Source organism: Microbacterium sp. (assembly GCF_047606685.1).
Taxonomy (GTDB): domain Bacteria; phylum Actinomycetota; class Actinomycetes; order Actinomycetales; family Microbacteriaceae; genus Microbacterium.
Genome location: NZ_JASGEC010000017.1, coordinates 1 through 10528 on the forward strand (window position 1 = coordinate 1; position 10528 = coordinate 10528).

Annotated in this window: 8 protein-coding genes and 2 pseudogenes; 2 read left to right on the top strand and 8 right to left on the bottom strand. The window is 68.7% G+C overall.

What is annotated here, in order from left to right; genetic code table 11:
* Both QM611_RS02345 and dnaE read right to left on the bottom strand, forming a co-directional pair.
* Positions 1-713, bottom strand: a pseudogene (locus QM611_RS02345) (hypothetical protein); the annotation flags it as partial.
* Positions 714-790: 77 nt separating this feature from the next.
* Entirely contained in the window at positions 791-4318 is a 3528-nt protein-coding gene (gene dnaE / locus QM611_RS02350) for a DNA polymerase III subunit alpha (protein ID WP_415078297.1), read from the bottom strand.
* Positions 4319-4534: 216 nt separating this feature from the next.
* Here dnaE and QM611_RS02355 point away from each other — a divergent pair, with 216 nt between their 5' ends.
* Together QM611_RS02355 and QM611_RS02360 are read left to right on the top strand one after the other, a co-directional pair.
* Entirely contained in the window at positions 4535-6355 is a 1821-nt protein-coding gene (locus QM611_RS02355; protein ID WP_415078298.1) for an amino acid permease, read from the top strand.
* Between the two features lie 14 nt (positions 6356-6369).
* Positions 6370-7281 (top strand): universal stress protein, encoded by a 912-nt coding sequence (locus QM611_RS02360; protein WP_415078299.1) that lies wholly within the window; start codon positions 6370-6372, stop codon positions 7279-7281.
* A gap of 27 nt (positions 7282-7308) precedes the next feature.
* Here QM611_RS02360 and QM611_RS02365 read toward each other — a convergent pair whose 3' ends face one another.
* From QM611_RS02365 to QM611_RS02390, 6 genes and pseudogenes are all read right to left on the bottom strand, one after another.
* Positions 7309-8235: an RluA family pseudouridine synthase gene (locus QM611_RS02365; RefSeq protein ID WP_415078300.1), complete on the bottom strand. Its 927-nt coding sequence runs from the start codon at positions 8233-8235 to the stop codon at positions 7309-7311.
* A 1-nt stretch (position 8236) separates the two neighbouring features.
* Positions 8237-8779 carry a signal peptidase II gene (lspA, locus tag QM611_RS02370; RefSeq protein ID WP_415078301.1) on the bottom strand — a complete coding sequence of 181 codons (543 nt, stop codon included), beginning with the start codon at positions 8777-8779 and terminating at the stop codon, positions 8237-8239.
* A 3-nt stretch (positions 8780-8782) separates the two neighbouring features.
* Positions 8783-9409: a DivIVA domain-containing protein gene (locus QM611_RS02375; RefSeq protein WP_415078302.1), complete on the bottom strand. Its 627-nt coding sequence runs from the start codon at positions 9407-9409 to the stop codon at positions 8783-8785.
* Positions 9410-9482: 73 nt separating this feature from the next.
* Positions 9483-9782 (bottom strand): YggT family protein, encoded by a 300-nt coding sequence (locus QM611_RS02380; protein WP_415078303.1) that lies wholly within the window; start codon positions 9780-9782, stop codon positions 9483-9485.
* A gap of 3 nt (positions 9783-9785) precedes the next feature.
* The gene (locus tag QM611_RS02385) at positions 9786-10256 is read right to left on the bottom strand and encodes a cell division protein SepF (protein WP_415078304.1); all 471 of its coding nucleotides are present in this window, start codon (positions 10254-10256) and stop codon (positions 9786-9788) included.
* A gap of 31 nt (positions 10257-10287) precedes the next feature.
* Positions 10288-10528 (bottom strand): annotated as a pseudogene (locus QM611_RS02390) (YggS family pyridoxal phosphate-dependent enzyme); the annotation flags it as partial.

The following is a 10528-nucleotide window of genomic DNA, read 5'->3' on the forward strand; positions in this document are numbered from 1 at the left end:
CCGACGGCGGCCACCGGCGCAGCCTCCGCTACCGGGGGCGCGGCGTCCGCGACGACGGGCTTGGGTCGCGGCGGGCGCACGGCCAGCGCGCGCACGGGGCGAGCGCTGCGGTGGGCAGTCGCCTCGGGACGCCCCTGGAAGTCTTGCGAGAACGGCGGCACGATGGGGGCCAGCACCGTCAGAACGACACCGGCGGCCATGACGAAGAACTCGACCCACACGACCCACGTGTTCAGCCACAGCCCGCTGGCGAGGCCGAAGCCGACGTTGCTCCACAGCATGGCCAGCCACACCATAGTGCTCACCGAGAACGCCACCGACGCGAACTGGTCGACCCCGAGCGATCCGACACGACGGATGCCTTGCGGCGACAGGCGGCGCAGCACAACGAGGAAGACCGCCACCGTCGGCACGCCAATCGTCAGGATCCAGTCCAGTCCCCCCGTCCACACGGACGGCCCGGCGCTCGAGGCGGGCGCGCCGCCGCTGAGCACGTCGCGCGGCGAGAAGCCGATGACGGGGAAGAACGAGACGACGAAGGCGACAAGCCACACGCCGACGAGCACGACCTCGCGCAGCGAGAACGGGCCGACGCCGTACTGCGGAGTCGAGTCGGTGGGAGCCGGGGCGTCCTGGACGGCCTCGGCCGGCGAAGCGTGAGAGGCCGGAGCCTCCTCTGCGGGGGCGGGCTCGGGCGTCTGCTGGTCGGACACGGGTGATTCCTTCCGTTCTGAGGACGAACGCGTGCGCGTCGGGTGCGCGGCTCGATTCTACTCGGCACGCCTATGCGTCAACCGAGGCAGCCCGGGCCGAGCAGGCCTTTGAGCTCGCCGTAGAGGTCGGCCGTGACAGACACGGGCAGCGGCACATCGAAGACCTTCGCGACGCCTCCGCCTCCGCGCGGCAGCAGGCGCAGCGACACCTCCGTCGATCCGGAATGCCTCGCCAACACGACCGCCAGCTCGCCGACGACCGACTCCGTCGCGCGGTGCTCGGGCATCAGGAGCGTGAGCGGGCCGCCGGCATCCATCGTCCCCAGATCGGGCGTGAACGCCGACTGCGCGTGCAGGTTGAGGCCGTCGTCGCGCCGGGAGACCCGGCCTCGCACGACGAGTATGGCGTCGGGCTGCAGCATCGTCTGGAACTCGGTGTAGGTCTTGCCCATGAACATGACCGTCAGCTCGCCGTCGAAGTCTTCCACCGTGACCATGCCGTACGGATTGCCACTCTGCTTGGCGACCCGGTGCTGCACGCTCGTGACCAGCCCGGCGATCGTCGCTTGGTCGCCGTCGCGCACGTCGTCACTGGCGAGGAGGTCGTGGATGGAGGTGGAAGCGTGCTTGGCAAGGGCGATCTCCAGCCCCGCCAGCGGGTGGTCGGAGACATAGAGCCCGAGCATCTCGCGCTCGAACGCCAGCTTGTCCTTCTTGGAGAACTCGGGGCGGTCGGGCACCTTGGCGGCTTGCTGCGGCTCGTCGTCGCCCCACAGGCTGTCGAAGTCGAAACCGACCTCGCCGTTGGCCTCGCGGCGCTTGTCGAGCACCGCTTGCTCGGTGGCGTCCTCATGGATCTCCATGAGCGCGCGACGCGTCGCGCCGAGCGAGTCGAAGGCCCCCGCCTTGATGAGCGACTCGACCGTGCGCTTGTTCGCAACGTGCACCGGCACCTTCGCGAGGAAGTCGTGGAACGACGTGAACGGCGCGTCCTTGCGCGCGGCCACGATCGCCTCGACGACGTTCGCGCCCACGTTGCGCACGGCGCCGAGTCCGAACCGGATGTCGTCTCCCACGGCGGCGAAGAACCGGATCGACTCCCCGACGTCGGGCGGCAGCACCTTGATGCCCATGCGCCGGCACTCGTTGAGGTAGACGGCGAGCTTGTCGCGCGCATCGCCGACGCTCGTCAGCAAAGCGGCCATGTACTCCGCCGGATAGTGCGCCTTCAAATAGGCGGTCCAGTACGAGATCAGCCCGTACGCGGCGGTGTGCGCCTTGTTGAACGCGTAGTCGGCGAACGACTCGAGCACCTTCCACAGCGCGCTCTGCGCCGCCGCGGAATAGCCGTTCGCCGTCATGCCGGCGAAGAAGTCAGCCTGCTGCTTGTCAAGCTCGGACTTCTTCTTCTTGCCCATCGCGCGACGCAGGATGTCGGCTTGGCCGAGCGAGAAGCCGGCGAGCTTCTGCGCGGCCTCCATCACCTGCTCTTGGTAGACGATGAGGCCGTACGTGCCGCCCAGGATGTCGCGCAGCGGCTCTTCCAGCTCGGGGTGGATCGGGATGATCTCCTGCTGGCCGTTCTTGCGCAGCGCGTAGTTCGTGTGGGAGTCGACGCCCATCGGGCCCGGCCGGTAGAGCGCGAGGACCGCGGAGATGTCCTCGAAGTTGTCGGGCCTCATGAGGCGCAGCAGCGACCGCATCGGGCCGCCGTCGAGTTGGAACACCCCCAGCGTGTCGCCGCGCGCGAGCAGGTCGTACGACGCCGCGTCGTCGAGCGCGAGGTCTTCGAGCACGAGTTGCTCGCCGCGGTTGGCGGCGATGTTGTCAAGCGCGTCATCGATGATCGTGAGGTTGCGCAGCCCCAGAAAGTCCATCTTGATGAGCCCGAGCGCCTCGCACGCGGGGTAGTCGAACTGTGTGACGATCTGCCCGTCCTGCTCGCGCTTCATGATCGGGATGATGTCGATCAGCGGCTCGGACGACATGATCACGCCGGCCGCGTGCACACCCCACTGGCGCTTGAGGTTCTCCAGGCCCACGGCCGTGTCGAAGACCGTCTTGGCCTCGGCGTCGGTCTCGATCAGGGTGCGGAACTCGGCCGCCTCCTTGTAGCGCGGCCGGTCGGGGTTGAACATGTCCTCGAGAGGCATGTCCTTGCCCATGACGGCGGGCGGCATGGCCTTGGTCAGCCGCTCCCCCATGCTGAACGGGAACCCCAGCACGCGGCCGGCGTCCTTCAGCGCCTGCTTCGCTTTGATCGTGCCGTACGTGACGATCTGCGCGACCCGCTCGTCGCCGTACTTGTCGGTGACGTACTGGATCACCTCGCCACGACGCCGGTCGTCGAAATCGACATCGAAGTCGGGCATCGACACGCGCTCAGGGTTGAGGAAGCGTTCGAAGATGAGCCCGTGCCGCAGCGGGTCGAGGTCGGTGATCTTCATGGCGTACGCCGCCATCGAACCGGCGCCGGAGCCTCGGCCCGGGCCCACCCGGATGCCGTTGTCTTTGGCCCAGTTGATGAAGTCGGCGACCACCAGGAAGTAGCCGGGGAAGCCCATCTGCACGATCACGCCGGTCTCGTACTCCGCCTGCGTGCGCACCTCGTCGGGAATGCCGCCCGGGTAGCGCTCGCGCAGGCCGTTCTCGACCTCCTTGACGAACCACGACTCCTCGGTCTCCCCCGGCGGCACCGGAAAGCGCGGCATGTAGTTGGCGCCCGTGTCGAACTCGACCTCGCACCGCTCGGCCACCAGCAGCGTGTTGTCGCACGCGTCCGGGTGGTCGCGGAAGATCTGCCTCATCTCGGCGGGCGATTTGATGTAGTAGCCGTCGCCGTCGAACTTGAACCGCTTCGGGTCGTCGAGCGTCGACCCGGACTGCACGCACAGCAGAGCCGCGTGGCTGTCCGCGTCGTGCTGGTGCGTGTAGTGGGAGTCGTTGGTGGCCAGCAACGGCAGATTGAGGTCTTTGGCGATCTTCAGCAGGTCGGCCATCACTCGCCGCTCGATCGCCAGACCGTGGTCCATGATCTCGGCGAAGTAGTTGCCCTCGCCGAAGATGTCGCGGAACTCGGCGGCGGCCGCGCGCGCGGCGTCGTACTGGCCCAGGCGCAATCGCGTCTGCACCTCGCCCGACGGGCAGCCCGTCGTGGCGATCAGGCCCGTGCTGTACTTCTGCAGCAGTTCGCGGTCCATGCGCGGCTTGAAGTAGTAGCCTTCGATGCTCGCCTTGCTGGAGAGGCGGAACAGGTTGTGCATGCCCGCCGTGTTCTGGCTGAGCAGTGTCATATGCGTGTACGCGCCGGCGCCCGACACATCGTCGTCGCTCTGCTCGGGCGTGCCCCACCGCACGCGCGCTTTGTCGGCGCGGTGCGTGCCGGGCGTCACGTATGCCTCGATGCCGATGATCGGCTTGATCCCGACGGCTTTCGCCTCGCGATAGAACTCGAAGGCGCCGAAGGTGTTGCCGTGGTCGGTGACGGCGATCGCCGGCATCCCCTGCCGCACGGCCTCCTCCACCATCGGCTTCAACCGCGCCGCCCCGTCGAGCATCGAGTACTCGCTGTGCACGTGCAGATGGACGAAAGAATCGGATGCCACGGCTCGAGTCTAAAGAGAGGCGCCGACATCACCGCCCGCCGTGGCGTGCGGTCGAATCACCCTCTCCTTGAGGGTGAGAGTTCGACGCGAGAGCAGATCACCACGGCGTTACAGTCGTGCGACGAGTTCACTCCTGCCACTTGCGGGTGTCAGGACATTACGCCAAGGTGGAGCGCACCGCGGGATCCGGCCCGCGGCATCCGCAGGAAGGACGTCATGGGCGCATCGCCAGAGCTGCACAAGGGGCTCAATCAACGCCAACTCTCTATGATCGCGATCGGCGGCGTCATCGGCGCCGGCCTGTTCGTCGGCTCCAGCAACGTTTTCCTCAGCACCGGCCCTTCCGCCTTCATCACCTACGGCATCACGGGCCTGCTCATCATCCTCATCATGCGCATGCTGGGCGAGATGGCCACCGCGAACCCCTCGACGGGCGCCTTTGCCGACTACTCCCGCAAGGCGCTGGGCGGATGGGCCGGCTTCTCCGTCGCCTGGCTGTACTGGTACTTCTGGGTCATCGTCGTCGGATTCGAGGCGGTCGCTGGCGGCGAGATCCTGCGCCACTGGTTCCCCGACGTTCCCCTCTGGGTCTTCTCGCTGGTCCTCATGGCGATGATGACGGCGACGAACCTGTTCTCCGTCGCGTCGTTCGGCGAGTTCGAGTTCTGGTTCGCCGGCATCAAGGTCGCCACCATCGTGATCTTCCTGGTCTTGGGAGCGCTCTTCGTGATCGGCTTGTGGCCCGGCGCGCAACTCGACTTCTCCAACCTGACCTCGCACGGCGGCTTCTTCCCCAACGGCGTCGGGGCGATCTTCAGCGGGGTGGTCGTGGTCGTGTTCTCCATGGTGGGCGCCGAGATCGCCACGATCGCCGCCGCCGAGTCGCCTGACCCGGTGAAGGCGATCGGCAAGGCCACCAACTCGGTGATCACTCGCATCGCGATCTTCTATGTCGGCTCCGCGCTGCTGCTCGCGCTCATCGTCCCATGGGACGAGAACCAGCCCGGTTTCTCGCCCTTCGTCGCCGCGATGGAGCGCATGAACATCCCGTTCGCCGCCGACATCATGAATCTGGTCGTGCTCACCGCCGTGCTGTCATGCCTCAACTCGGGCCTGTACACGGCCTCTCGCATGCTGTTCGTCCTGGCGGCCCGCCGCGAGGCGCCGGTGAGCCTCATCCGCGTGAGCAAGGGCGGAGTGCCCCGCCGCGCCATTCTGGCCTCGTCGGTGGTCGGCTTCCTGTGCGTGATCGCGGCGGCGATCTCGCCCGACACCGTCTTCAGCTTCCTGCTGAACTCCTCCGGAGCGATCATCCTGTTCGTCTACCTGCTCATCGGCATCTCCCAGATCGTGCTGCGTCGGCGCGCCGACCCGTCGCAACTGAAGATCAAGATGTGGGGCTTCCCGTACCTGTCGATCCTTGCGACCGTGGGAATCCTCGCCGTCCTCGTGCAGATGGCGTTCAACCCCGACACGCTCATCCAGCTGCTGCTGAGCCTCGGGTCGTGGGCGATTGTGATCGTGCTGTTCGTCGTGACGAAGATGCGCGGTGGATCGATCGAGCCCGAGTCGCTGCAGCCGGAGGTGACCGGAAAGGCGAGCAGAGTGCTCGTGATGGCGAACGAGACCGTCGCCGCGGACGAGCTGCTCGAAGAGTTGCGCCGCATCGATCGGGCGGGCAAGGCCGAGTACTACGTCTGCGTTCCGGCAAACCCGGTGGACACCGGGCAGGCCGAGCACAAGGGCGCGGTGTTCATCTGGGAGGCCACCGTTCAGGCGGCCCAAGAGCGGCTGGACGCGATGATGAGCATCCTCCGGGCGGAGAACCTCAGCGTCGATGGCGCCCTCGGCGACTACCGCCCGCTGCGCGCGCTCGCCGACGCCGTCGAGTCGTTCCATCCCGACCAGCTCGTCATCTCCACGAAACCGGAGGCCGAGTCGGACTGGCTGCGCTACGACGTGGTGCAGAGGGCCAGGGCGGCGTACGACATCCCGCTCACCCACGTGGTCGCGACCTCGCCGGTCGCCGTCGACTGAGCCGGGGAACCGACGTGACGATCCTCGTGGGGTACCGAGCCGACGAGACCGGCATCGCCGCGCTTCACCTGGCTGCGCTGCTGGCTCGGTCGGCCGACACAGACCTCGTGGTGTGCGCGGTGGTGGCCGACGCGTGGCCGGTCGACCCGACCAACCTCGACACCGAGTTCCTCTCCTATCTCGAGCGGGTCGCCGCGCAGCACCTCGACCAGGCGCGGGCCAGGCTCCCCGAGGACGTGCGGGCCGAGTTCGTCGCCCATCACGCCCGATCGGTGCCCCGGGGACTGTTGGAGGCCGCCGACCGGCACGATGCCGACATGATCGTGGTGGGCTCCTCCAGCGCCGCGGCGCACGGCCGCCTGTCGCTCGGGGCGACCGCGGAGCGAATCGCGCACAGTTCGTCGCTCCCGGTGGCGATGGCGCCGCGCGGCTTCCGCGCCGGCGCGGGGGCGACAGTCCGCCGGGTGACGGTCGCGTACGGCGGATCGACCGACGGCGGAGAGCTCGTGCAGGCCGCGGCGCGAGTGGCGGCTCGGGTCGGGGCCGCGCTGCGACTGGCCGCGTTCGCGGTGCGCCCGACGACGCTGTTCGCCGACACGGTGGCCGGCGGTCAGGACGACCTGGTCGTCGCGCAATGGGCGAATCGAGCGAGAGCGGCGATCCAGGCCGAGCTCGACAGCGTGCGGCAGCTGCCCGACACGCCCGAGCGGATGGATGCCGTGCTCGGCCAAGGGTACTCGTGGCCGGAAGCCATCGACGACGCCGGATGGACGGAAGGCGACGTTCTCGTCATCGGCTCGAGCCGCGGCGGACCGGTCGCCCGCGTGTTCCTCGGATCGCGATCGTCGAAGATCCTGCGCAACGCGCCCGTGCCCGTCGTGGTCGTTCCCGGGGTCGTCGCCGAAGCGTGGGCCGACGAGGACTGAAGCCCGTCGACGCTCCGCGCACAGTGGTCAGGTCGAGCGATCCGCCAGCACGTCCAAGGCGTGCGCGAGGTCGGCGGGGTAGTCCGAGGCGAAACTCTCGCGCGCGCGGGTGAGCGGGTGCGCGAACGACAGCCGACGGGCGTGCAGCCACTGCCGGGCGAGCCCGAGGCGGGCGGACAGCGTGGGATCCGCCCCGTACAGCGGGTCGCCGACGCAGGGATGCCGGTGCGCGGCCATGTGCACGCGAATCTGGTGCGTGCGCCCCGTCTCGAGGCGGACCTCCAGCAGGGCCGCGCCCGGAAAGGCCTCGAGCGTCTCGTAGTGGGTCACCGAGTCTTTGCCGCCCGGCGTCACCGCGAACTTCCACGAGTGGGAGGGATGGCGTCCGACCGGCGCGTCGATCGTGCCGGACAACGGGTCGGGATGGCCCTGCACCACCGTGTGGTAGATCTTCTCCACCTCGCGCTCCTTGAACGCGCGCTTGAGCGCCGTGTACGCGCGCTCGGTCTTGGCCACCACCATAAGGCCGCTGGTGCCGACATCGAGGCGGTGCACGATGCCCCGCCGCTCGGCGGCGCCGCTCGTGGCGATGCCGACTCCGCCCGCGGCGAGCGCGCCGAGCACGGTCGGCCCGTCCCAGCCGGGCGAGGGGTGCGCGGCCACGCCCGCCGGCTTGTCCACCACGACGATGTCGTCGTCCTGGTGGATGATCGCGAGGTCGGGCACGACGACAGGCACCACTTCGGGCTCGCGCTTGTCCTCCCACGAGACATCCAGCCATCCGCCGGCGCGCAGCCGATCGGACTTCGACAGCGTCCGCCCGTCGAGCGCGACTCCCCCGCGCTCTGCCACGTCCGCAGCGAACGTGCGCGAGAAGCCGAGCATCTTGGCCAGCCCCGCGTCCACGCGCGCGCCATCCAGCCCATCCGGCACCGGCAGCGTCCGCGACGGCATGTCAGTCGCCGCTCTCGGCCGCCTGCGCGCGCTCCGCACGCCTGCCGTCCATGCGCTTTCCGAGCAACACGAGCAGTGCGACGGCGATCATGCAGCACACGATGAACATGTCGGCGATGTTGTAGATCGCGGGCATCATCCACGGCGTCGAGATGAAGTCGACGACGTGGCCGACGCCGAACCCGGGCTCGCGGAAGAGCCGGTCGGTGAGGTTCCCGAGCACGCCGCCGAGCAACAGGCCGAGGGCAGCCGCCCACATGCGGGAGCGGATCCGAGTCACGGCCAGCCACACGATCACCACGGCCACCGTCGACAGCGCGATCGAGAAGACCCACGTCAGCTCTTCGCCGATCGAGAACGCGGCGCCCGGGTTGCGGACGAGATAGAAGACCAGGAACTCGCCGATCACCGGAACAGCCTTCTCGTACGGCAGCTTCTCGATGACGGCGAGCTTCGCCAACTGGTCGGCGGCCAGCACCACCGTCGCGAGGATCGCGATGAGAGTGCCGGCCGCCGCCTTGCGCAGGGGGGGGCGATCCGCCAAGGCCTAGAGGCCGACGGCGGAGACGGGAGTCGGCCCGGAGGAGGCCGAGGTGTCGAGGTCGCGAAGCTGGCCTTCGATGTAGCTGCGCAGCTGCTGGCGGTAGTCGCGCTCGAACTGGCGCAGCTCGGTGATCCGGCCCTCCAGCACGGAGCGCTCCTGGTCGAGGCGGGCCATCTCCTCGCGACCCTTCGCCTCCGCGTCGGCGACGATGCTCGCCGCCTGCGCCTGGGCGTCCGCAATGAGCTTGTCGCGCTGGGCCTGGCCCTCCGCCACGTGCTCGTCGTGCAGTCGCTGCGCGAGCTCGATGATTCCCGCGCTCGCGGCGGTCGGCGCGGCGCCCTCGACAGCGAGAGCGGGCTCCGCGGCGGCGACAGGCTCTGCGGCAGGCTCCGGAGCCTCTTCGACCGGGGCCTGCTCCGCGGGCTCGGGGGCCGGGGCCTCGGCAGCGGGCGCCCCGCCGGACTCGTACGCGGCGAGCTTGGCCTTCAGCTCTTCGTTCTCGGCGATGGTCTTGCGCCACTCGACCACGATCTCGTCGAGGAAGTCGTCCACCTCGTCCGGGTCGAAGCCCTCCTTGAAGCGAACGTGCTGGAACTGCTTGGTGACGACATCATCCGGGGTGAGTGCCATTGTCATACCTCTTTCGGGCTGTCACTGCTTTGGCTCGAGATCGGCGCCCTCGCGCGTCACCCTGCAAGCATAGTCAACTCACTAGGACGCGGGTGAGGTTCAGCAGCACAAAGCACGCCAGCATCACGATGGTGAACGCGAAGTCGATGGAGATGCCGCCCACGCGCAGCGGCGGGACGAGCCGCCGCAACAGCTTGATGGGCGGGTCGGTCATCGTGTAGACGACCTCCGCGACGACGAGCCACAGCCCGCGCGGGCGCCACGCGCGATTGAAGAGGGGGATGTAGTCCATCACGAGCCGCGCGAGCAGCGCGGCGATGTACAGGAGGATGAGCGCGTTGAGGATTGCGGCAACGACGCGCAGCACGTCCACGCTCTACGAGTGGGCGAGCGCCGGCTCGGGGTCGCCCTGCGTGATCGAGCTCTCGCCCGACACCGCCACGTTCTCCGGGGAGAGGAGGAAGACCTTGCTCGTGACGCGCTCGATGCGGCCGTACAGGCCGAGCGACAGCCCGCTCGCGAAGTCGATGAGGCGGCGCGCGTCGGCGTCGCTCATCTGCGACAGGTTGATGATCACCGGGATGCCGTCGCGGAAGCTCTCGGCGATCACTTGCGCGTCGCGGTACTGCTTCGGGTGCACCGTCAGGATTTCACTGAGCGCGCTGGCAGCCGGCTGCCGCACGACGGCAGGGCGCCGCAGGGGGGTCACCGGCGCGGGCTTCGGCTCGTTCTCCTGACGGCTTGAACGGGCGGCCTCTCGCGCGCTCTGCTGCGCCTGGGCCTCTTCGTAGGCCTCTTCGTCGGCCAGGCCGAGGTACACCATTGTCTTCTTCAGCGGGTTCGACATCGCATCCTCCGTATCGCTGTCTGTTCCGAGGTTAACCGTCGGTGGGCCGTGGACCCGTGATTGCCGTGCCTATCCGCAGGTGTGTCGCGCCCGCGGCGATCGCTTCGGGGAAATCCGCCGTCATTCCGGCCGATATCCACGTCGCGTCCGGCACCACCGCCCGCACGGCGTCGGCGCACGCGCGCAGCCGTTCGAACGCGGCCGCCGGCGGCTCGTCGAGGGGCGCGACGGCCATGACGCCGCGCAGCCGCAGGGTCGCGCGCGCCGCCACG

Coding starts and splice junctions, on each gene's coding strand:
- QM611_RS02355 (WP_415078298.1), top strand. CDS start 4,535: ATGGGCGCATCGCCAGAGCTGCACAAGGGGCTCAATCAACGCCAACTC.
- QM611_RS02365 (WP_415078300.1), bottom strand. CDS start 8,235: ATGCCGTCGCGGACGCTGCCGGTGCCGGATGGGCTGGATGGCGCGCGC.
- QM611_RS02375 (WP_415078302.1), bottom strand. CDS start 9,409: ATGGCACTCACCCCGGATGATGTCGTCACCAAGCAGTTCCAGCACGTT.
- QM611_RS02385 (WP_415078304.1), bottom strand. CDS start 10,256: ATGTCGAACCCGCTGAAGAAGACAATGGTGTACCTCGGCCTGGCCGAC.